Here is a 21,035-nt window from a genome sequence, read left to right on the forward strand (position 1 = left end):
GCGCCACCGAAAAGGGGGCAGGAACCGGACGCAGGAGCCGGAGTCGGAGCTGGCGCCTTTCTCGGCGCTGTCGTGGCGTACTCACTCTGGGTAAGTTTCACCGCCATCCGGCCCCGCCTTGTTGAAAAGGATGAATGCCAAAGGGTCGCCAGGCTCGGACGGTACTTCGCTGCGCTGGCCCGCAATCTCTCCATTAACGCTGCTTGTATATTCCGCGACCACTTCGCCGAAGCTGTTGCGCTGGATGGCCACCTTTTGTCCGGCTTCAACCTTGTCGTTGAGCTTGACCAGATGCTCGATAAACCCGCCCTGGGTTGCCACGACCGGAACCGCGCTGTTGCCTAAGAAAACACCCACGTCCTTGCCTGTCCGTCCCATTGGGCCGGCCAGGATGCCGTGATGCTTGAGGACATTCATCGTGCCCTCCACGAACAGGGGGATCATCTCGAGATCGAGGACGCGCGCAGCGCCGACCTCCGGGCAAAAAGACGGGATACCCGCGTCCACAAACGCGTTATGCAGGACACCGGGATATGTATGATTGTCGAAGATCTGGCCGACCGGGTAGAGTTCCACCATCGACCGGATCTCGGGCACATCCATGCTTGCAATATTGAATGCGGTGACTTCGAATCCGCTTGTCCCGGTATGGAAGTCGATCGCCGCGTCGGCGTTCGGCCGCAGCAGCCGGTTGAACAGCAGCCCGGCGTGCCGGCTGGGCGCGGTGAAGCCGTTCTCGTTCCCGGGCCATTCCCGGTTCATGTCGATCAGGCCGGCGCCCCTGCCAGAATTGGGCCATCTGCGCTGCATGCCTTCCATAGCCGGGCGGGCGATGTCCGTGACCGCCATCACCGTGCCCGACATTTCCGCCGGATCGAGCTGGTTCATCACGGTCAGGACCGTATGCACGGAACTCATCTCGTCGCCATGCACACCGCTGGTCAGAACGACGCGCTTGCCCGGCTTTGCCCCCTTGGCGACCGCCACGGACACATACCAATACTGTCCGGTGGGCATCTGCACGCCCTGAAAGAACAAGAGGTGCTTCTGCCTGGCTTCCAGGTCGCTGACGTCGAGCGCACTGACGACCTTTTTCCCCTGGATCACTTCCCCGGTATAGACCGTTCCCTGAGACCCACCGGATGCGGCGTCGGCAGAGGGAGCCGCTACGTCCTGGGCGGTTGCAGAGCCAGCGTTGGCCGCGAGGGCGGCCGCCGCGCCAACCGTCGCGATGGATGCTATTATCCGATCGCCACGGTCGAGGCCTTTTTTGGATGGGTCCGACATGATCAAGTCCTTGTGTGTATCAAGGTCGCTTCGGCTTGAGCGGTCATTGATGGAGAAAGGAACGCTCGGAGATCATCAGATGGACCGTGACTACAGCTTAGGATGCTTCCGCTTCCGTTGTTGACGATAGCGTCTTCTGGCCGCCTTGCCATTGGCCCAGAATTCCAAAACTGTGCCTCTCGTCCTACATCGGACGATATTCTCCAAAGCGCTCCTATTCCCTCGGCCTATCGCCCGATTTCGCCAGCGACGCCGGCATGATGAAGCGTGAGGCCAAGTTAGTTGCCTCAGGCTGTGGCAAGACTGGAAACGGATTTGACATCAGTCAATCGATTCCCCGGCGCTGCGAAAAAGAGACATGGGGCACATAAGCGGGACTCCATGCCGATTTCTTCAGGTGCTGGACGCCCTAAAATATGGCACCCCCTACGCAGCCCTAATGGCTGCCGTCGACAGGAGCCTCCATGTCAACCCTCATCGTCATTGTTTATCCCACCGAGGCGAAGGCTGAAGAAGTCCGCCAAACCCTGCTCGGTCTACAGAAGGAATATGTGATCAAGCTTGGCGACGCTGTCATCGCCACCAAGACCGAGGCGGGAAAGGTCAAGCTGAACCAGCTTATGAACACCACGGCTACCGGTGCCGTTTCCGGCAGCTTCTGGGGATTGCTCATCGGGATTTTATTCCTCAATCCGCTTATAGGCGTGGCGGTTGGCACGGCTTCGGGTGCGCTTGGGGGCGCGTTGACCGATGTCGGCATCAATGATGCCTTCATGAAAGATCTGTCGGCAAGCATCGTGCCAGGCAATGCCGCGCTCTTCCTGCTGATCCAGGAGATGACCGAAGACAAGGTTCTGAAGCAGATCCAGGGCTTCGGTGGAATCGTCCTCAAGACCTCGCTCGACGAGACCAAGGAGCAGGTTCTGCGCGACGCCCTCAAGCGCCATTCCGCAGAAGCCGGTTCGGCGCCGTCGGCGTAGGCGGCATCGCCGCTCCCGTTCGTGCTGGAGAAAGTGACTGTTGTCCCCGACCGAAACTGTCATAGCCATCGCCATCGAGATGCTCTGCGGCGCGGCGGGGGCACTCGCTGTGCGGTGGTGGTGGCCCAGCGTTGAACTTACCAAGATCGCAGCCGTTCTGGCCGGCATGGCCGGAGGTTTTGCGTTGACCTTCGTAGCTGCGCAGATTCCCGGCATTGGCCACTTGGTTGGGCACGCTGAAAACGCCGCCGATTCCGTCATGCGCGGGCTGGGCGGGCTTACCCCTGCCGTCCTGATCGGGGTCGGCGTATCGGGTCTGCTCGGTGGCGTCGTTCTGATGACTGTTCTCGGTCTAATCCGAGCCCGCGCTGGCTGCTCTTACTGTCCCTATCCACCCTGGGCGCGTTCCACCTCATCGGCGGGGGCGCCTAACAACTGGGCGAGCCATCTGGCTGACGGAGACTGGGCGCAGAAGGTCAGCACGGCAATTGCTATCGGGACCCCGATGAAGGCGCCGAACAGGCCCCAGAGGAACATCCAAAGGAAGACAGAAAACAGCACGAGAAAGGGCGACAGCGCCAACGCCTTGCCCGCCAAACGCGGCTCTACATAACTGCCGATCGCGAACTGGATGAGATTGAGGCAGCCAAAGACGAAAAGTGCGGAATACAGGGATTCGAACTGGGCCAGCGCGTAGACGGTCGGCAGCAGCGTTGCGACGAACGGGCCGACGAAGGGGATGAAATTCAAAGTGAAGGCGATGACGCCCCACTCCGTGGCAAGCTGCAGGCCAAGCGCCAGGGTAAACACGTAGATCATGCCACCCGTTGCAACGCTCATGATCGTTCGGATCACCAGGTACCGGCGCAGCTTGGCGGCTGTGCGTTCGCCGCCGACGATCAGGATGCGCGCAGCCTCGCCGCTGACGATGCTGGGGATTTTGCGCGCCAGCGGGCCGACCTCGAGCAGGCCGAGCAGCACGTAGATCAGTACCACGATCCAGAACGAGATCGTCGTGTTCAGCCGTGCTGACAGGCTCTGCATCGCCGCCACAACCCAGCGCACATTGAAATGCTCCGCCCATAGGCCGGCAACGGCGATCCCGTGCGTCTCCAGCCAGGCTGTCGCCTGTTCGTAGAGCGCTTGAAGCCGCGGCGTCTCGGCGATGACGGTTCTGCCGATCCGACCGAAACCCCAGGCCACGACGGACGCGAACACGATGAAGACCAGCACGACCAGCGTTACAACAATGGCGAGCGCCAGAAGCTGCGGCAGGCGTGCCTGCAGCCGTTTCTGAACCGGCCAGACGATCGCGATGATAAAGAGCGCGCAGGCGACCGGCGCAATGATCGCCTCGGCGAAATAGAGCGCGGCCAGCAGGAGAATTGCGCAGATGATGCCCAGCAGTACCGGAACCCAGCGGGCATTCATGGTAATTCAGAATCTCCAGATCATCGGCACTATGAACACAGCCACGACAAAGAACCAGAGCATCAGCGGTAGACCAAGCTTCCAGTAGTCACCGAAAGCGTAACCGCCAGGGGCCATGACCATCAGGTTCGTGGGGGTTGCGATCGGCGTCAGGAATGCTGCGGCCGCCGCCACGGCGGTGCTCATGAGCACTGGACGGGGCGAAATACCCATGGTTATCGCGGCTGCAACGCCGATCGGGATGACGATGAGAGCGGTCGCGGTGTTGCTGATGAGTTGCCCCATGATGGCAGTCAGCACGAACAGGCCGGCGAGCAGGGCAATGGGACCGGCGTCGCCGACCAGCGACACCAGATGCTCTGCCATCAGTTTCGCGGCGCCCGTCTCGACCATGGCGGTGGACAGCGGCATCATCGCGCCGACAAGGATCACGGTCGTCCAATCGATGGCTCGGTAGGACTGCTCGACACTCATGATCCCCGACAGGACGATCGCTCCGGCGGCGAGCAGGCCGGCTACCGCCGGCGGGGTGATTCCCGTGGCGAGGAGCACGACCATCGCGATCAGAGTGGCAACGGCCTGGCGGGCCCCCGGCCCCATCGGCACCGCCTGACGACGCACCAGTTCGGGCGAATTGACGACCAGGACATCCGGATCCTTGAGGCGGTGGTCGAGAGCTTTCCACGTTCCCTGCAAGAGCATCGTGTCCCCGGCCTGCAGCACGATACCTCCTGCATCTCGTGTTGCGTTGGTGGCGACCACCTCTGCGCCGGCGCGCTGCACGGCAAGGACGATCAGGTCGCCGCTCTCGGTGACCATGCCCGGGAAAACGTTCTGGCCAATAAGGCCGGAGCGTGGCGGAATCACCACCTCGGCGAGGCCCGAACTGCGGTTGAACAGCATCTCCTCTCCCTGCCCTGGCGCCGCCGACTCGCTAAATGCGAGGTGTTTGTCGGCAGCGAACGCAGCGGCCGACTCGGCGTCGCCCCGCAGCAGCAGGTGATCCCCCTCGGCGATGACAGGTCTGCGAAGCGGGCTGGCCGTTTCACCCTCCTGAACGGCGACGACTTGCAGGTCGGGATAGGTGCCCAACTCGATCGCAGACGCGGGCATGCCGATAAACGGCGAACTTGCGCGCACGCGCATTTGGTAGACGCCGCTGGCAAGGCCGTATTGCTCGACGAGCGTCTTCGCATGGCGGCTGAAGTCGGCAGGCATGGTCGCGCCGTTGCGTTCGGGCAACAGCCGTTTTCCGAACACTATGATGATGGCCATCGTTCCTGCCAGCAGCGGCAAGCCTACAAGCGCGAATTCGAAGAAGCCGAAGCTGCCCACGCCGGCGTCGCTGCCCGCGTTCGACACCAAGACGTTCACTGGCGATCCCGTCAGAGCCAACTTTGAGCCGGCATGCGCGGAAAAAACGAGAGGCAGGAGCAACTGGGCCGAATTTCGCTTCAGGCGGACGGCGATGACGACCACCACTGGCAGGAGTGCAGCCACGGCGCCATTGACACTGATCAGCGCCGTAAGGAGCGCGACCATACTCATCGTCAGCAGCAGCAGGCGGGCGCGGCTCTCTTCGCCTGCGCCACGGATCAGAAGTTGCCCGGCCCAGGCGGTGACGCCCGTCACGTCGAGGCCGGCGCTGACGATGAAGAGGGAGGCTATGAAGATCACCGCGGGATCACCGAAGCCGCCGAGCGCCTGATCAATCGTCAGGACGCCGGTTGCCCACAACGCGGTGGCCGTCGCCATCGCGACAACGACGACTGGCAGCCGGTTCCAGACGAACAGGACGACGCCGGCTGCGATGATGGTGGCAGTGTTCGCTATGGGGCTCAATCGCTTGGTTCCTCGCCGGCCCTACGGCCGACCCGCGGCATGACTGCTACTCTTCCAGTGTCGCCATAAGTACGCCCAGGCGGCAGCCCTTCTCGTATTCGGCAAGGTTCACATATTCCTTGATGGTATGGATCTCGGCCTGGCCCGCACCGATGGTGATGGTAGGGATGCCATGTTTGTCGAGCCAATTTGCATCCAGCCCGCCATTGGAGAAGAGACAGTTGGCCTCGATACCCAGCATCTTCAACGCCTTGGTGGCCCGCGTCACGACCGGGCTGTCCTCTGCGAGTTTGAAAGGAGGGTAGGAGGTCTGGTGGCTGAACGTTACTTCTGCCGTCTGGCCCTCATGATCTCTGACCTGCCCCTTCGCCTTGCCGAAGGCATCTGCGTAACCCTTGGCGATCTTCGTTGCGAAAGCTGCCTCGGGGCTGCGAGCCTCTCCCTTGATGGATGCGTAGTCGGTGACGACATTGGTTGCATCGCCCGCCGGCTTTCCACCCCTCCCGCCGAAAATGCCGACATTGCTGGTTCCCCGGCCGTCGGGTTTCACAACCTTGCCGAACCAGCCTACCTGCCGCGCCTCAGTCAAGGCGATCGCTCCTACCAGCGTCGCCGATATGCCCTTTTCGGGCGCCACGCCAGCGTGGGACGCGCGGCCCTTGATCTCGACTTCCCAGTTTTCCTTTCCGACCGCGCCGATGATCAGATCGGAGGCGAGTTGCCCATCGACATTGATGCACATGACCGGGCCACCAAGATCGGCGGGGTTCAACTCGCGCGCCCCGTGAAGCCCGCTCTCTTCCCGTACCGTGAAAAGCAGCGTGATCGGCGGATGCGGCAGCTTGTGCCTGATCAGTGTTTCGGCAAGCACAACCAGAAGCGCCACACCGGTGCGGGCGTCGCCTCCGAGTGCTGTCGTGCCGTCGGAGACGATGCGATCGCCTTCCCTTCGGGGCTTCGCCCCGGCGCACAGCGGCACTGTGTCAAGATGGGTGGAGAACAGCGGCCTTGGTGCGCTGCGCGTCCCAGGCAGATCTACAATCAGATTGCCAGTTTCGGTTGGCAACGCAATGCGGGTATTGGCGTCATCGAAGCGGATTGCCGAAGCTGGTACGCCAACGGCCTTCAGTGCGTCACTGACAGCCGCCGCGATATTGGCCTCGTATCCAGTCACACCTTCGATCGAAAGGAACCGCATCAGGTGCTCTTCGGCGGCAGCGACATCGATGGGAATCGGAACTTCGCTCATGTTACCTCGTCCCCGGTTTGAGTGCTGTTTCGCATCGTGGTGGATCAGAGTTTACAGGCCCCATGGGAGGCCCAACGCCTGCCAACCCGCGAAGAGTGCCGTCCACAGGACGTACATCCACAGGACGTAGGGAAGCATCAGCGATACGATCGTGCCAACGCCTGCGGATTTGTCGTATTTTTGGGCAAATCCAACTACGAGAGCAAAATAGGCATTGAGCGGGGTTATCGCGTTCATCGGCGAGTCACCGACACGATAAGCAGCCAAAACAGCTTCCGGCTCGACGCCTAGTTTCATCAGCAAAGGTACGAAGACCGGAGCGAAAATCGCCCATTTCGCGATTGCTCCAGTCAACAGCAGATCGATGATCGCGACGACGAGGATGAAGCCGAGCAGAAGGGGCAATGCGCCTATGTTTGCAGCTTGCAGCGCACCCGACAGGCTCAGCGCCATAACCGTTCCGATGTTGGTGTAGGTAAAGTAAGCGACGAACTGGCTGAGCACGAAGAACAGAAAGATCGTCCCGCCCAGGTTCTTGATCGACTTTTCAATCGCGCCGATGACCTCGGTCAGGGTGCGCAGCGTGCCGGCTCCGATGCCGTACGACCAGCCGGTCACCAGGAAGATCAGCATGATCAGCGCGATCAGGCCGTTCATGAAGGGCGAGTTGCCGATCAGTTCGCCGGTTTCGGGGTTTCGCAGCGGCGCCCAAGACGGCAGTGTCAGGAAACAAAAGACGAGGATCAGGCCGATCAGCCCGTATAAGGCATAGCGCAATCCGCGGGATTCTCTTTCGGACAGTCCCGCACTCTGATCGGGAACCGTTCCATCCCCGGACTTCTCGGGCTTGTAAACCCCGAGCCGCGGTTCGATCATGCGGTCGGAGATGAACGCGATGATCACTGTCAGAAACAGCACGGATGCTATGGAGAACCAGACATTCGAGGCCAAGCCGATCGATCTGTTGGGGTCGACGAGATGCGCCGCATCGTTCGTGAATTCGACCAGCACTGCATCAAGCGGCTTGATGAGCATATTGACTGTAAAGGCACCTGCCACAGCGGCGAAACCCAGGGCGAGACCGGCAAGCGGGTGACGCCCGACTGCGAGATAAGCGATACCGGCCAGCGGAATCAGGACCAGATAACCCGCGTCGGCGGCAACGCTGGCGATGATGCCGACGAAGGCGAGGATATAGGTCAGGGCCCAGGCCGGTGACACGACTACGAGCTTTCGGATCAGCGCGGTGACCAGGCCGGATTCCTCCGCCACGCCGGCGCCGACCATTGCTGCGATCATCAGCCCGACCGCAGTGAAGCTCATGAAGTTGGGAATGAGCGAGGCATACAGAAAGCGTATGCCTTCAATGCTCAGCAGGCTACGGATCTCGGTGGTCGCCGTTTCAATCTCATGCGTATCCGCATTGATGCGTTCGAACGTCACCGCGGCGCCGAAGGCGCTCAGGAGCGCCGACAAGACGATGACGATTGCAATCAGGATCAGGAAAATGACGACCGGATGAGGAACCATGTTCCCCACTCTTTCGACTGCGTCGAGAAATCTTTGCATTGCGGTTTTTGGAACCGCATTCGCGTTGGGCATCTCGGTCTTCCTCTCTGCAGGACCCGCGCAGCGCGTCCCCCCGGCAATACTCAGATCAAACGGGCTTTGAGCTTAGTCCTCTACTGTGAGGAGTCATGAGCGCAGAATCCAAAGCCTTGGCCGCCTGTCCCGAAATCGCCCGTAAGTCTTTCACGCCCGATCGCCCTGACAATGAAACACAAGGAATGGAACGATCAGCGTAGACTCTGGACTTTAAGCGGATGTGTAAGGGCGGCGGCAATTGCTAGTCTCGGTCAAGGTTCTCGAAGAGCCATGAGCAGCCGTGATGCTTAAATACTTTGGGGTTCGGTCCCGGCATTGTCATGCAGAACCGGGTCGAGGTAATCGCGCTTTTACCCCAGCACTAATCGAGCCCGATCAGGCGGCGGATGCGGCCGACATCGGTGCCGATGAAGGACTGCATGCCGATGGCCACCTGTTGCGGCGCCATGGCGGCGACGAAACGGCGGAACTCGTCATCCGACAGCGCCTCGCCCGTCCAGTGGACGCGGCAGAACGCCTCCGAGTCATGGAAATGGCCGGCGCCATCGAGCACGTCGTCGACATAGCGGCCGTAGATCATGCATTCGGAGAATTTGCGCGCCGCACCGACGATTTCGACCCAGTTGCGGCCATGGATCGTCTCGATCCGCGCGCACAGCGCCGTCACGGTTTGGCGGCGCCAGGCAATCAGCGTCGAAATGTAGTCGCGGGTCGAAACCTCCGATGGCTCGATGCCAAGCGCCGAACCGGCATTGCGCGACCAGATGCGATGCTCCTCATGACCGTCACCAGACAGCACGCCGTCGCGGCGGAACAGCCGCACCTTGCCGTCGCGCCAGAATGCGCTGCAGTCGAAAGGTTTTAGGAACGCCACGTCGGAATCGCAGAAGACCAGCACGTCTTCGCCGGCATGGGCTGATATCGCGATGCGGCGAAGCTGCTGCACATGCCAGCCGCGCAGCGGCTTGGTCTTCAGGCTGAGCCAGATGCGCCTGCGGAACAGGCTGAGCGGATCGTCGAAGGCATGCAGCCAGCGCGGCAACAGGTCCCGCTCGTCGACGATGGTGCGGCGATTGTTCTCCAACTGACGAAACAGCGCCACGTCACGATGCTCGACAAGAATATAGTGGTGCGCCACGCCGGAAACGTAGCGGTCGATTGTGTCGCACAGCAGGCGGCAGCGCTCCAAATCCGGCGCATAGCTTGCCGTCACGACCGCCGCCGTCGGCGCCCGGGGAAGGAAATCAGCCTCGGGATCAGGGCTCGGCACGAACCGGTTGTTCAATGATCTGCTCCGGGGTCTGCTCTGGGGCGAGTTTTGGTAGGAGCGGGCCTGCGCAAGAATTTCTGGCCGATGACGCGCCACAGGAACAGAGGATTGCCGACCACATAGCGGCGCCAGAGACGGCCCGGTTCGATCCGCAACCGAAACAGCCATTCGAGCCTGAGCCGACGCATCCACAGCGGCGCCCGCGGCACCGTGCCGCTCAGGAAATCGAGAAGCGCGCCGACGGCGATCGGCAGCGTGCAGTGGCGCGCGTCAATGTGGCGCGCGATCCATAATTCCTGGCGTGGCACGCCCATGGCGACAAGCAGCACGTCCGGCCGCAATCTGGCGATGCGATCGACGATTGCCGGCTCCTCGGCGGGAGAGAAATAACCGTCATGGATGACCACGAACCGGTGCTGCAACGCGAGCGCTGCCAGCTTCTCCGACGCCGCCTCGGCGTTGACCCGGGTCGCGCCGAGCAGCCCCACGGTCAGCGGCCTGGCGGACGCCTGCAGGAAGGCAGGGATGAAATCTGTGCCGTTGAGATTGTCCGGAAACGATGCTCCGTAAAGCAGTTTCGCCGCCAGATCGACGCCGACACCGTCCGGCAGGATGAGAAAATCGTCGAGCGCCTCGGCAACGACCGGGTCCGTATAGGCGACATTGGCGTTGTGAGCGTTGAGAAAGGTGACCTTGGTGAAGCGCCGCTCTGCAATCAACCGGGTCAGGTGCGCGACCGCATCGTCCCAGCGGATGGCAAGGACCGAGATGCCCAGGATCGATTTCAAGCTGTCGGCCCCGAAAACGGCACGGGCGTTGTGCACATTCATGCAAACATCTCCTGGCCGACAGGCCCGAGCTTTTCCAGGCCGAGCCTGATTGCGGCATCGAGCGCCTTCAGCTGCCGGCGGTGGAAAGCGCTGCCGTCGACGTCCCCGACATCGGCCACTGCTGCTTCAAGGGCGCCGGCGAAGGCGACGGGATCATCGGTCACCAAGCAATTGACCGGGCGATGGTCGATGCCGCGCAGCGAATGGCTGGTGGCGACGGAAGGCAGGCCAAGCTCGAAGGTTTCGATGGTCTTGAGCTGCACGCCGCTGCCGGAGGTGCTGATCAGCGGGATGACGGCGGCGCTGCGCACGAAAGCCTGCGCGTCCGGCACGCGGCCGACGAATTCGACGCCGGGATACGCGGACGCGAGGCCCGACGGCATGCCGCCGGCAATCCTGACCCGGAAATCGGGCCTGAGATGCGGCACCACCTTTTCCAGGAACCAGTCGAGACCGATGCGGTTCGGCTGCCAGGTCCAGGTGCCGATCAGCGCCGCGTCGCAGTCGATGCGGCGCGGGGTTTTTTGCACCGGCGGCTCGGCGCAAGTCACCAGCGGCAGCACCGCCGAGCGGCCGTCGGAGGCGACGCCGAGCGCTGAGCGATCTTCCTCGGCCAGCGCGAAGACGAAGCGTGCCCGACGGCAGAGCCGTTCTTCCACAGTCTTGAGCAGCCTTGCCTCACGGCGAAACAGCAGGCGCTGGAAAAGGCCGCCGGCGGCAGCGGCGTTCTCACGCGCCGAACGATGCTCGACATTGTGGGCGACGAAGATCGACGGCCGGTCGCCGAAAAGCCTTTCGAAGGCGCCGGCGAACTGCACGGAATTCAAGACGTAGCCGTCGAAAGGGCCGGCGCGTTCGACGGCGGCGCGGACCTCGCTGTCGTTGACCACGCGCAGCTTGACCGACGCGAAAGTGAGGCCGGAGAGCATCGCCCTTGCAACCCAGGCGAGCTTTTGCAGCGATGAGGCGGTTTCGGTGCGCACATCGACGGCGCCGAGCACGATGGTGTTCTGCGGATCGCTCGCAGGCTTGCCCGGCCAGGTGAAGCCGATCACCGTGACCCGCGCGCCGGCGCGCCGCAACGCGGCGATGATCGCGGCATTGGCGATCTCGTAGCCCGAGGCAAGAGCCCCGTCGGGCACGATCGATGTGGCGAACAGCAGATGCATCTCACCTTTCCTAAGCGGATACAGCTAACAAAGCGCGGTGAAGCCTTGATTAAGTGAAGATATTTGGTGGCCCGGCGTTGCCGATTTGCGGGCTTGTCCACGAAGGTGATAAACGAAACGTTATCATCACGGATGCTATCGAGAGCCAAACTCACCAATCCCGGGCTGGACACGGATGATCCCTTTGCCATTGGACGGTTCGGTATCGATCGCAGGGCGGTCGCCGGGACTTGTCGCCGCTGCCGTCGAGGCGGTCGTTACGCTGCCGACCTTCAAACGGCCCGAGCAACTGCTGGCGACGCTGGCATCGCTCAAGGCCCAGGAAACCGGCAGACGTTTCGCAATCATCGTCATCGAGAACGAAGCCGAGGCGCGCGCCGGCGCCAAGGCGGCGCTGCCGCTGTTCGAGGGCGGCGACATTCCGGGCATGGTGATCGTCGCGCATGAGCGCGGCAATTGCAGCGCCTACAATGCCGGCTGGCAGACGGCTATCCTGCACTTTCCTGACTTCAGCCACCTGCTGGTCATCGACGACGACGAGATCGCCGATCCGCAGTGGCTCGAGCGCATGTGCCAGGCGGCCGAGACGATCGGTGCCGACATTGTCGGTGGCCCGCAAATGCCTGTGTTTGCCGACGCGGCCCATGCCAGTTGGGCCGAGCACCCGGTCTTTGCGCCATCTTATCGGCAGACCGGGCGGGTACCCGCGCTGTATTCCTCCGGCAATTTGCTGGTCGGCCGCAACGTGCTCACCGCCATGGGGCCGCCCTTCCTCGACTTGAAATTCAACTTCATGGGCGGCGGCGATTCCGATTTCCTGAGCCGGGCGGCACAAACAGGTTTTGTGCTTGGCTGGTGCGCCGAGGCGCAAGTGCATGAAACAGTTCCGGCCCGGCGCATCGAGGCCGACTGGATCCGTGCCCGCAGCCTGCGCAACGGCGTCATCTCGACACTGGTCGAGAAGAAGAAGCGGGCCGGCACGCCGTTCGCCGGCACCAGGGTTTTCTTGAAGAGCCTGGCGCTGCTTGCCGTCTCGCCGTTTCGCGGCGCGGCCAGGCTGGCGCGGACGGGGTCGTTGGCGACGGCCTTATACCCAATCCATGTCGCTGTCGGCCGCGTGCTTGCCGAATTCGGATATGCCAATGAGCAATACCGGCAGCCTGAGAAGAACTGAACGCGCGCCGCTCTGCGCGGCCTTCACACGCGACGGTGTCGCGACCGCGATCGCCGCGCTGCTGTTCACCGTCATCCTGGTGTCGTTCCGTCCGTTCCAGCCGGCCGGCGCCGCAACGACCGGTGATGGCGGCGACATCGTCAACCAGCTCGGCTTCGGCTCGCTTGGCGCGATCTCGGCCTTCTCGCTCATGGCTTTCGCCGGGCCGCGCGTGGTGCGTTCGCTGCTCAGCCCGTCCTGGCTGCTGATGCTGGCTTTCCTGATGTTCTCGGTGGTGATGGCAACCGATCCGCCGTCTGCCATGCGCGCCGCCTTCTTCACGCTGATCGGCATTTTGACGATGGCGACGATCCTGGCGCTGCCACGCGACGCCGAAGCTTTCTCGAAAGTCATCATCTTCACCATCGTCGTTGTCATGGGCCTGTCCTATATCGGGCTCATCGTCTTTCCAAACGAGGCGCTGCACACCGCCGCGTCGCTGGAGCCGGAACATGCCGGCCTGTGGCGCGGCGTGTTCACCCACAAGAACATCGCCGGGCCCGTCATGGCCTGCTTCAGCTTCGCCGGGCTGTACCTCTACCGGCGCGGACAGCAGCTCTGGGGCGCATCGATCTTTTGCGCAGCGATGATCTTCATGCTGCACACCGGTTCCAAGACGACGGCTGGACTGGTGCCGTTTTCGATCCTGATCGTCGTGCTGCCAAGCCTGATCGGCATGCGGCTTGGCACGCCGATCCTGTTCGCGCTGGCCATCATCGCCGCAGCGATCGGCACGCTGGGCATCGTCTTCCTGCCGCCGGTGAAGCATCTGGCTGCACTCCATTTTCCCGACCTGACCTATACCGGGCGAACGACGCTGTGGGAGTTCGCCGGCGAGATGCTGGCGAAGCGGCCGTGGACCGGCTATGGCTTCGAGAGCTTCTGGGGCACGCCGCTGCTGTTGAACCAGGACCAGCCTTTCGACCGCGCCTGGGACATCCGGACCATCGTGCACGGCCATAACGGCTATCTCGACATCGCGGTGCTGATGGGCATCCCGGCGCTGTGCGTGGCGGTCTACACCTTCCTGATTGCGCCGTTGCGCGATTACATGCGCATTCCCTTGCGCAAGGAGAACGTCTATCTCGGCGACTTCTTCATGATGGTGGTGCTGTTCACCGCGCTGAACGCCTTCCTCGAAAGCTTCTTCTTCCATCGCGCCGACCCGGTCTGGCTGTTCTTCGTGTTCGGCATGTTCGGCCTGAGGCAAGTGTCGCTGCGGCCGATGGCGGTTCGTGGTCCGTCCTGATCCTCCGTCCCAACAGGGCTTCCCCGCCCAGTCGCGAGGGTCTATGGGAGAACATCTTTTGGTTTGAGCATCGGATTTTGCCAAAACCGGTACCCACTTTGGGCCCAATGCTCTGCGGAGGTTTTCCATGACGATCAGGCTTGTTCTCGCCGGCTGCGGCAATATGGGCTACGCCATGCTCTCCGGCTGGCTGAAATCGGGCAAGCTCCCCCCGGCGGCGGTCTTCGTGGTCGAGCCCAATGCCGATCTGCGCAAGCGCGCTGAAGCGCTGGGTTGCAATGCTGCCTCGGATGCCGGCGGCATTCCGGCAGACGCGGTGCCGGCCCTCGCGGTCATTGCGGTGAAGCCGCAAGTGATCCGCGAGGTGACCGCCGCCTACAAGCGCTTCAACGATGGCCGCACCACCTTCCTCAGCATCGCCGCCGGAACGCCGGTCGCCACTTTCGAGTCCATTCTGGGCGATCGCGCGCCGATCGTGCGCTGCATGCCCAACACGCCGGCGGCGATCGGCAAGGGCATGATGGTGGTGTTTTCCAACCGGCTGGTGACCATCGATACGAAACGTTTCGTTTCAGATCTGCTCTCGGCGAGCGGCGAAGTGACTGATATCGAGGACGAAGGCCTGATGGACGCGGTGACGGCGGTGTCAGGGTCTGGCCCGGCCTATGTCTTCCATTTCATCGAAGCACTGGCGGTGGCTGCCGAGACGGCCGGATTGCCAGCCAAAACCGCCAGGCTGCTGGCCGTGCAGACGGTCTATGGCGCCGCCTCGCTCGCCGCCGAAAGCGGCGAAGATGCGGGCGTGCTGCGCCAGCAGGTGACCAGCCCCAACGGCACCACGGCCGCCGCACTTGCCGTGCTGATGGGCGAGGACCGGCTGATCCACCTGCTCACCGAAGCGGTGGAGGCGGCACGGCTGCGGTCGATCGAGCTGGGAAAGTAGTGGCTTGTCCGACGTCGCACCCAAGGTGCGGGATACAGCGCTCTACGGCGCCCCCCTCTGTCCTGCCGGACATCTCCCCCACAAGGGGGGAGATTGGCAGCTTCGGCGGTCCACTCACCACTGCGATGTTGGAGATAGGCGAAAGCCGGCGTGACGCCCGATCTCCCCCCAAGTGGGGAGATGTCCGGCAGGACAGAGGGGGGCGCTGTCCCGCCGGCATCAAAATTCTGCGCACTACCCCGCCCCGTACAGCATCTCGTCCTGCAGCCGGCGCAAGGCGAACAGCCTGGTGGTCGGGTCGGGCGCGGCATTGGCTGATGTCAGCAGCTCGCCCTTGCTGACCGGCCTCAGCACCTTGCCGCCTTCGAGCAGGCCGACCGGCACGGCGCGGTTGGCGCGGGCCTCCTCGACAGTCATCGTCCAGGAGCGGTAGCAGGTCTCGCCGATCGCGTCGAATTTCTCTCCCGCCGCCAGATCGCGCTTGGCCACGGCGCAGACCTCGGCAACTGGCCTCGGCAGCGGCACCATGTCCGGTTTGCCATAGAGCGCGATGCGCGCGGCGGTGAGCGGCACTTCCAGCGAGGTCAGATGATAGGGCCGGAAGAAGCTGTAATAGGGTCCATGGCCGATATGCAGATCGTCCATGCGCTCGATGATGCGCGGATGCGTGGCCTCGACGATGACGAACACGCCGGGCGCCACGCCTTTGCCGATGGTGTAGTCGACGACGCCCTTCCTCGACAGGATGCCGCCGTCGGCGCGCGGGATGAGCACCTTGGCCAATTCATCGCGGTCGGCCTTGGGACCGTGCATGCCGGCAATGTCGGGCACCAGCCCGGTGGCGTTGGCGATGGCGCACATCTCGACCATGGTCTTCGAGCCGTCGACGAACTCGACCAGCATGCGCGGGTTCATGTTGCGGCGCAGCGCTTCCGCGCGATAGTCGTCAGGGACGGCGTCGTGGTTGAGCGGGTTGTTCTTGCCCTTGCCGGCTGAGACGATGGTGTAGCCGAGCGCGGAGGCGAACTCGATCAGTTCCATGCAACTCGACGGCTCGTCACCGGCGCCGACCGAATAGACGACGCCGAGGCGGTCGGCCTGCTGCTTCAGATAACAGCCGATGGTTACGTCGGCCTCGACATTCATCATCACCAGATGCTTGCCGTGCTGCATCGCCATCAGGTCGAAATCGGCGGCGACGCCGGGCTTGCCGGTAGCGTCGATGACGATTTCGATCAGCGGATTGGTGACCAGCATCTCGTTCGAGGTGATGGCTATTTTTCCGCTCTCTATCGCCTCGCTGAGCTTCGACGGCGTATCGGCCTCGCGCGCCATCGCCTCATCGCCATAGGCGATGCGGATGGCATCCAGCGCCGTGTGCGGGCGGCGGGTCGAGACGGCGCACACCGAAATGCCCGGCATCAGCATGCCTTGCGTCACCAGGTCGGTGCCCATCTCGCCTGAGCCGATGACGCCGATGCGCACCGGTCGGCCTTCCGCGGCACGCTTGGCGAGATCGCGGGCAAGCCCGGTCAAGGCGACATTGGTCATGCGCAAGTCCACTGCTTTTGATCTGAAGGGGAATAGCAGGGAACGGCAGCCTTTTGCCAACGAAACCGGCCGCCGTCGTCAATTTCTTGCGGCTGGCTTTCGCGCCGCGAGCGGATAGTCTTCCCAGTTACTGTTCAGAGATGAGGAGACCGCCCTGTCGGGCGGCGCCCCGACAGGGCTCTCAGGGAGGTTGAGATGACAAACGAGTTCACGCCGAAATTCGATCTGGCTGACAAGGTGGCGCTGGTCACCGGCGCCTCGCGCGGCATCGGGCGCGCTTGCGCGCTCGCCTGCGCCGGCTCTGGCGCCGACATGACCGTTGGCGTTCGCAGCGCTGCCGACGGCGCGGATATCACCGCCGAGATCGAGCGCATCGGCCGGCGCGCGCTGGCGGTACAGATGGACCTCACCGATCTGGCGACGGTGCGAAAAGCGGTCGCCGACGCCCACGCCGCCTTCGGCCGCATAGACGTTCTGGTCAACAATGTCGGGCTCGGGCCTGAAAACCTCGCGGAGAACGTGACCGAAGCGGATTTCGACCTCACCGTGAACGTCAACCTCAAGGGCACGTTCTTCACCACCCAGGCGGTCGGACGGCTGATGATCAAGCAGAAATCCGGACGCATCATCAACATCAGTTCGCAGGCCGGCACAGTGACGCTGAAGGGCGAAGCGATCTACTGCATGACCAAGGCGGCGATAAACCACCTCACCCGCTGCCTCGCGGCCGAATGGGCGCAGCACAAGATCACCGTCAACAGCGTCGCGCCGACCTTCATCTGGACCGACGGAACACGGCCCTCGCTCGCCGATCCGGACGTTCATGCACATGTGCTTGGGCACATCCCGCTCGGCCGCATCGGTGATCCGATCGATGTCGCCGGCACGGTGGTGTTCCTGGCCTCGCCCGCCGCGTCAATGATCACTGGCGCGAATGTACTGGTCGATGGCGGCTGGTCAGTGGCGTGAGCGAATGGGTCGTCTCGCTGATGGCTGCAAAGACACGTCTGGACAGTACAGCCAACGCCGCACTTTGCCCCGTCAGGTTGGCCGCGCTTACGCCGTCAGGGCACCGGCAGGTGGACGGGCATTACGAAGCGGCAACTTGACAACGGTCCAGCCTTTCAAATTGAGTGAAATCACGATTAATAGAGAACTGGCACAAGACAGATGGGCGAGACACATATGGCATGGGACGAAAGAAAGATCGGTTACGGCAAGGGCCACTATTTCATTCAAATGGGCCTTGCGCTGCTGGTGCTCGTCTTTCTCATCGCCCTGCCGCTCGCCTTTCTTCCCGAAGATATCAGGAAGTTCTACCTCAGCGAGGGCGGTCCCATCGAAGTCTTCTCGGCCGCCGGTTACCTGATCGTCGTGGCGACGCTTGTGCGGGAAATGCCCTATCGGGAGTTGCTCAAGCGCTGGTATCTCGTCGCCATAGCGATCGCGATGTGCCTGCGCGAGTTGGACTTCCATGCGCATTTCACCACCCACAACATCACCAAGACCACCCTCTACATTTCGCCTGACGTTTCGCTGTTGGAAAAGCTGATCGGCGCGACGGTCGTTATCGCCCTCGCCATTGCCTTCTATTTTCTCCTCAAAGACGGCCTCCGCAGCTTTGTGCAAGGGCTTCGCCACGGCGAGGCGACTGCCGTTGCCATTGCCGCCGCTATCGGTTGCGCCGTCCTTTCGAAGGTCATCGACGGGGCGCCGTCAAATCTCACATTTCTCGGCATCCATCTTGCCCGGAACGATACCTCGGCAGTTTTCGAGGAAATCCTCGAATTGGGGATTCCGATCTATCTGGCCATCGCGGCATTCGCGGCCTTCCCGACGCAGGACGGTCTCACAAAAAGAGCCGCCGGACAGGTCGCGCAAACAAGCCAGGATTCGTCACCTGATTGCTCTGCCACGCCTTCGTCATCCTAGGGTCTGCGCCGCGTCGCTTCGCTCCTTACTCCGCCCCAGGATGACGAAGTGGAGGGGTGTTTCAGCCAATCTCCTAGGTTTGCGACCTGCCACGCTCTGGTCCGCCGCGGTGCTGCCTCTATTTGCTTGAGAAGCAGGCGAGGCAAACATGTGGGATGTGGCGAAAGAGGCTTGGACACTCCTTAGGGAGAGCATCGTCGGCTTCATCAATGACAATGCCTTGAGCCACGGGGCGGCGATGGCGTTCTATGCCACGACCTCGCTTCCGCCGATCCTGCTCATCGTCGTCGCCATCGCAGGCATGGCCTTCGGAAACGATGCGGCACAGCTGGCGCTTTCGGCCCAGATGGCGGGCCTGATGGGTCCGCAGAGCGCCGAGCTCCTGCAAGCGACAATCGAGAACGCAGCACACAAGGAGGCGGGAACTCTGGCGAGCATTTTGGGGCTCGTCACGCTGCTGGTTACCGCATCCGGCGTGTTCGGCGAAATGCAGGTTGCCCTGAACGAGATCTGGAAAGTCCAACCGGGCGGCACATCGATTTCACGTCTCGTGCGGGCACGAGCTGCCAGCCTGGGTCTGGTCGCGGCGCTTGGCTTTCTGCTGCTGGTGTCCCTGGTCGTAAGCGCGGCAATATCGGCGCTTGCAAATATCATCAACGCATATCTGCCCTTTGGCACCCTCATCCTCAGCGCGATCAACGGCATCGTTTCGTTTGCGCTTATCGCGCTGTTGTTTGCGGCAATCTACAAGGTCCTGCCCGACCGCGCGCTGCAATGGCGCGACGTCGGCGTCGGCGCCGTAGCAACGGCGTTTCTCTTCACGATCGGCAAGTCGCTGATCGGCTGGTATATCGGCACCAGCGCCCTCGCATCGTCATACGGGGCAGCCGGCGCACTGCTCGTCGTGCTGCTGTGGGTCTTTTATTCATCCGAGATCTTTCTGTTGGGCGCCGAATTTACACGAGCTTACTCGGTTCGACACGGCAGCCGATCCGATCTGGAGGCGACCATTGAAGCAAGCAAATCGCGAGCAGAAGCCGGCCACGGCGGCCATGATCGAAAAGTCTGAAAACGAAGTCTGGAATTTTTTCAGCCGGTTGCTCACTGCCTCCCCAAGCCACTTCCTCCATCAACGCCGGCGCTAAAACGCCCGCCGCGGCGCCCTGAGGCGAGCATGGCTTTGGCCGGTCGCAGCGACGCGCGAAGTTCCTTCGCCGCAGCTACCAGCTTGGCGCGGTCGCTTCCATATCTCCTGATCAACTGATGGACTTGCGCCGGGGTGATGCCGTTTTGCCGGGCAAAATGCCTTACCACGTAATCCTCGCTGCCAGAAATCCGATCCCGGTGGCGAGGATAGAGCTTCGCCGCGTCGGCTGCCATGTTTTACTCTCCTTTGTCGCGTTTGCTGACAATGTATGATTGGCCAACGCGAAAGGGGCGATTTCGTTGCCGCATGTGACACCAAAGCGCCTTTTCGCCGCAGCCCGGACGCATCGCCAAAGCAATCAGACCGAAGCACGCCTTTGGTTTAATCCAGACGTCGATTTTTCGAGACTCAGTCCTCTGGCGCGCGCATGATATGGGCGGGGAGAAAATATGGGCAGGGAGGAAAAAGCCATGCGGGAATTGCCAAAGAGCATTGACGCAGACGTTGTCATCGAAATCAGCAGGTTGCTCGACGACCGTGCGAAGTCGGCACCAGTGCCAGTCCACAAGCTTGCCTCAATGATCTCGAATAGTGTCGAGACCGACTTGCCGACAGCGTCCATCGAAGAGTTGATCGTTGAAATGGCCATGACCCGCCAACTCCCGATGCTGTTCGATCTACCGGGCGCGGATACGGACAACGTCATCTCGATAGCCTTGGCGCGCGCCACCTGATCGGCAGGGGAAGCTTCCCGTCGAGTGTGATTTCAAGACGCGGATCGTCTGCTCGAATTCGCCCCGCTGGCTTCGGCCGGCGGCTTTTGCTGCGTCGCCAATAATAATCGTTCCAATAAATAATCGTCCTGGCGGTCCGCCGTCGGGAACGTGTGGTGTCCGTTTGCATTTCCCTTTGAGCAGCAAAGGAGGAATTCATGAACTGGGATCAAATCAACGGAAAATGGATGCAGTTCAAGGGTAGGGCCAAGGAGCAATGGGGTGACCTCACCGACGATGACCTTGATCGCATCGAGGGCAATCGTGACCAACTCGCAGGCCGTATCCAGGAGCGCTATGGAATCGCCAAGGAAGAGGCAGAGCGCCAGGTGGATGATTGGTCCAGAAGCCTCACCTGAGTCTTCAATATCCAGGCTGCGCCGTCGATCGGCGCAGCCTCGACATCATCCAAATTCACGCTCGCAAATGTGGTGCATGCTACGGTGGTGAGTTGATCTGCGCCAGCCGTCGCTCCCGTTTTCGGAGCTAGAGCGGGATGAAGAGAGGCTGAATCGAAGGGGGATTCCCAAATCAGCGGGGATTTGATTCAACATGCTGGCTGGG

19 protein-coding genes are annotated in these 21,035 nt (G+C 62.1%); 9 read left to right on the forward strand and 10 right to left on the reverse strand.

From position 1 onward, the window contains the following. Positions 1-81: 81 nt before the first annotated feature. Positions 82-1,287 carry a M14 family metallopeptidase gene (locus AC0L3H_RS21705; protein WP_473586837.1) on the reverse strand — a complete coding sequence of 402 codons (1,206 nt, stop codon included), beginning with the start codon at positions 1,285-1,287 and terminating at the stop codon, positions 82-84. 464 nt (positions 1,288-1,751) lie between these two features. On the opposite strand from AC0L3H_RS21705, the gene AC0L3H_RS21710 reads away from it, so the two are divergent. Further along, complete coding sequence (locus tag AC0L3H_RS21710) at positions 1,752-2,267, forward strand: DUF1269 domain-containing protein (protein WP_091595172.1); 516 nt, start codon at positions 1,752-1,754, stop codon at positions 2,265-2,267. A 387-nt stretch (positions 2,268-2,654) separates the two neighbouring features. Here the strand turns inward: AC0L3H_RS21710 and AC0L3H_RS21715 are convergent, their stop codons facing one another. The 7 genes from AC0L3H_RS21715 to AC0L3H_RS21745 all read right to left on the reverse strand — a co-directional run bounded on the left by AC0L3H_RS21715 (position 2,655) and on the right by AC0L3H_RS21745 (position 11,663). Further along, positions 2,655-3,698 carry an AI-2E family transporter gene (locus tag AC0L3H_RS21715; protein WP_473586838.1) on the reverse strand — a complete coding sequence of 348 codons (1,044 nt, stop codon included), beginning with the start codon at positions 3,696-3,698 and terminating at the stop codon, positions 2,655-2,657. A 6-nt stretch (positions 3,699-3,704) separates the two neighbouring features. Then, the gene (locus tag AC0L3H_RS21720) at positions 3,705-5,540 is read right to left on the reverse strand and encodes an SLC13 family permease (RefSeq protein ID WP_473586839.1); all 1,836 of its coding nucleotides are present in this window, start codon (positions 5,538-5,540) and stop codon (positions 3,705-3,707) included. A gap of 46 nt (positions 5,541-5,586) precedes the next feature. After that, a complete protein-coding gene (locus AC0L3H_RS21725; RefSeq protein ID WP_473586840.1) occupies positions 5,587-6,789 on the reverse strand; it encodes a M20/M25/M40 family metallo-hydrolase in 1,203 nt (400 codons plus the stop codon). A gap of 51 nt (positions 6,790-6,840) precedes the next feature. Beyond that, entirely contained in the window at positions 6,841-8,391 is a 1,551-nt protein-coding gene (locus AC0L3H_RS21730) for an AbgT family transporter (RefSeq protein WP_473586841.1), read from the reverse strand. A 364-nt stretch (positions 8,392-8,755) separates the two neighbouring features. Beyond that, complete coding sequence (locus AC0L3H_RS21735) at positions 8,756-9,679, reverse strand: DUF6492 family protein (protein ID WP_473586842.1); 924 nt, start codon at positions 9,677-9,679, stop codon at positions 8,756-8,758. Next, on the reverse strand, positions 9,676-10,494 hold the full coding sequence (locus tag AC0L3H_RS21740) for a WecB/TagA/CpsF family glycosyltransferase (RefSeq protein WP_473586843.1): 819 nt from the start codon (positions 10,492-10,494) through the stop codon (positions 9,676-9,678). Before AC0L3H_RS21740 ends, AC0L3H_RS21735 begins: the two co-directional genes overlap by 4 nt. Then, entirely contained in the window at positions 10,491-11,663 is a 1,173-nt protein-coding gene (locus AC0L3H_RS21745) for a glycosyltransferase (protein WP_473586844.1), read from the reverse strand. The genes AC0L3H_RS21740 and AC0L3H_RS21745 overlap by 4 nt, the downstream gene beginning before the upstream one ends. A gap of 175 nt (positions 11,664-11,838) precedes the next feature. Here AC0L3H_RS21745 and AC0L3H_RS21750 point away from each other — a divergent pair, with 175 nt between their 5' ends. The 3 genes from AC0L3H_RS21750 (at position 11,839) to proC (ending at position 15,068) form a co-directional block, all read left to right on the forward strand. Beyond that, positions 11,839-12,837: a glycosyltransferase family 2 protein gene (locus AC0L3H_RS21750; RefSeq protein WP_473586845.1), complete on the forward strand. Its 999-nt coding sequence runs from the start codon at positions 11,839-11,841 to the stop codon at positions 12,835-12,837. Beyond that, positions 12,806-14,125 carry an O-antigen ligase family protein gene (locus AC0L3H_RS21755; RefSeq protein WP_473586846.1) on the forward strand — a complete coding sequence of 440 codons (1,320 nt, stop codon included), beginning with the start codon at positions 12,806-12,808 and terminating at the stop codon, positions 14,123-14,125. The genes AC0L3H_RS21750 and AC0L3H_RS21755 overlap by 32 nt, the downstream gene beginning before the upstream one ends. A 127-nt stretch (positions 14,126-14,252) precedes the next feature. Continuing rightward, complete coding sequence (gene proC, locus AC0L3H_RS21760) at positions 14,253-15,068, forward strand: pyrroline-5-carboxylate reductase (protein ID WP_473586847.1); 816 nt, start codon at positions 14,253-14,255, stop codon at positions 15,066-15,068. 234 nt (positions 15,069-15,302) lie between these two features. On the opposite strand, the gene AC0L3H_RS21765 is transcribed toward proC, so the two are convergent. Beyond that, a complete protein-coding gene (locus AC0L3H_RS21765) occupies positions 15,303-16,619 on the reverse strand; it encodes an NAD(P)H-dependent oxidoreductase (RefSeq protein ID WP_473586848.1) in 1,317 nt (438 codons plus the stop codon). Positions 16,620-16,814: 195 nt separating this feature from the next. Between AC0L3H_RS21765 and AC0L3H_RS21770 the strand changes: the two genes are divergently transcribed. The 3 genes from AC0L3H_RS21770 (at position 16,815) to AC0L3H_RS21780 (ending at position 19,620) form a co-directional block, all read left to right on the forward strand. Next, the gene (locus AC0L3H_RS21770) at positions 16,815-17,588 is read left to right on the forward strand and encodes an SDR family NAD(P)-dependent oxidoreductase (RefSeq protein ID WP_473586849.1); all 774 of its coding nucleotides are present in this window, start codon (positions 16,815-16,817) and stop codon (positions 17,586-17,588) included. A gap of 216 nt (positions 17,589-17,804) precedes the next feature. Beyond that, positions 17,805-18,551 (forward strand): hypothetical protein, encoded by a 747-nt coding sequence (locus AC0L3H_RS21775; protein WP_473586850.1) that lies wholly within the window; start codon positions 17,805-17,807, stop codon positions 18,549-18,551. Positions 18,552-18,699: 148 nt separating this feature from the next. Further along, the gene (locus AC0L3H_RS21780) at positions 18,700-19,620 is read left to right on the forward strand and encodes a YihY/virulence factor BrkB family protein (protein ID WP_473586851.1); all 921 of its coding nucleotides are present in this window, start codon (positions 18,700-18,702) and stop codon (positions 19,618-19,620) included. 32 nt (positions 19,621-19,652) lie between these two features. On the opposite strand, the gene AC0L3H_RS21785 is transcribed toward AC0L3H_RS21780, so the two are convergent. Next, the gene (locus tag AC0L3H_RS21785) at positions 19,653-19,931 is read right to left on the reverse strand and encodes a DUF3606 domain-containing protein (protein ID WP_091595140.1); all 279 of its coding nucleotides are present in this window, start codon (positions 19,929-19,931) and stop codon (positions 19,653-19,655) included. A 216-nt stretch (positions 19,932-20,147) separates the two neighbouring features. Here AC0L3H_RS21785 and AC0L3H_RS21790 point away from each other — a divergent pair, with 216 nt between their 5' ends. Continuing rightward, positions 20,148-20,432, forward strand: coding sequence for a hypothetical protein (locus AC0L3H_RS21790; RefSeq protein WP_236473004.1), 285 nt, complete (start codon positions 20,148-20,150; stop codon positions 20,430-20,432). A 197-nt stretch (positions 20,433-20,629) separates the two neighbouring features. After that, positions 20,630-20,830, forward strand: coding sequence for a CsbD family protein (locus AC0L3H_RS21795; RefSeq protein WP_473494502.1), 201 nt, complete (start codon positions 20,630-20,632; stop codon positions 20,828-20,830). Positions 20,831-21,035 lie beyond the last annotated feature (205 nt).

This window comes from Mesorhizobium sp. WSM4816 (assembly GCF_055811535.1).

Coding starts and splice junctions, on each gene's coding strand:
- AC0L3H_RS21770 (WP_473586849.1), top strand. CDS start 16,815: ATGACAAACGAGTTCACGCCGAAATTCGATCTGGCTGACAAGGTGGCG.
- AC0L3H_RS21780 (WP_473586851.1), top strand. CDS start 18,700: ATGTGGGATGTGGCGAAAGAGGCTTGGACACTCCTTAGGGAGAGCATC.
- AC0L3H_RS21715 (WP_473586838.1), bottom strand. CDS start 3,698: ATGAATGCCCGCTGGGTTCCGGTACTGCTGGGCATCATCTGCGCAATT.
- AC0L3H_RS21790 (WP_236473004.1), top strand. CDS start 20,148: ATGGGCAGGGAGGAAAAAGCCATGCGGGAATTGCCAAAGAGCATTGAC.
- AC0L3H_RS21745 (WP_473586844.1), bottom strand. CDS start 11,663: ATGCATCTGCTGTTCGCCACATCGATCGTGCCCGACGGGGCTCTTGCC.
- AC0L3H_RS21755 (WP_473586846.1), top strand. CDS start 12,806: ATGAGCAATACCGGCAGCCTGAGAAGAACTGAACGCGCGCCGCTCTGC.
- AC0L3H_RS21795 (WP_473494502.1), top strand. CDS start 20,630: ATGAACTGGGATCAAATCAACGGAAAATGGATGCAGTTCAAGGGTAGG.
- AC0L3H_RS21750 (WP_473586845.1), top strand. CDS start 11,839: ATGATCCCTTTGCCATTGGACGGTTCGGTATCGATCGCAGGGCGGTCG.
- AC0L3H_RS21710 (WP_091595172.1), top strand. CDS start 1,752: ATGTCAACCCTCATCGTCATTGTTTATCCCACCGAGGCGAAGGCTGAA.
- AC0L3H_RS21740 (WP_473586843.1), bottom strand. CDS start 10,494: ATGAATGTGCACAACGCCCGTGCCGTTTTCGGGGCCGACAGCTTGAAA.
- AC0L3H_RS21705 (WP_473586837.1), bottom strand. CDS start 1,287: ATGTCGGACCCATCCAAAAAAGGCCTCGACCGTGGCGATCGGATAATA.
- proC (WP_473586847.1), top strand. CDS start 14,253: ATGACGATCAGGCTTGTTCTCGCCGGCTGCGGCAATATGGGCTACGCC.
- AC0L3H_RS21725 (WP_473586840.1), bottom strand. CDS start 6,789: ATGAGCGAAGTTCCGATTCCCATCGATGTCGCTGCCGCCGAAGAGCAC.
- AC0L3H_RS21775 (WP_473586850.1), top strand. CDS start 17,805: ATGGCATGGGACGAAAGAAAGATCGGTTACGGCAAGGGCCACTATTTC.
- AC0L3H_RS21730 (WP_473586841.1), bottom strand. CDS start 8,391: ATGCCCAACGCGAATGCGGTTCCAAAAACCGCAATGCAAAGATTTCTC.
- AC0L3H_RS21785 (WP_091595140.1), bottom strand. CDS start 19,931: ATGGCAGCCGACGCGGCGAAGCTCTATCCTCGCCACCGGGATCGGATT.
- AC0L3H_RS21765 (WP_473586848.1), bottom strand. CDS start 16,619: ATGACCAATGTCGCCTTGACCGGGCTTGCCCGCGATCTCGCCAAGCGT.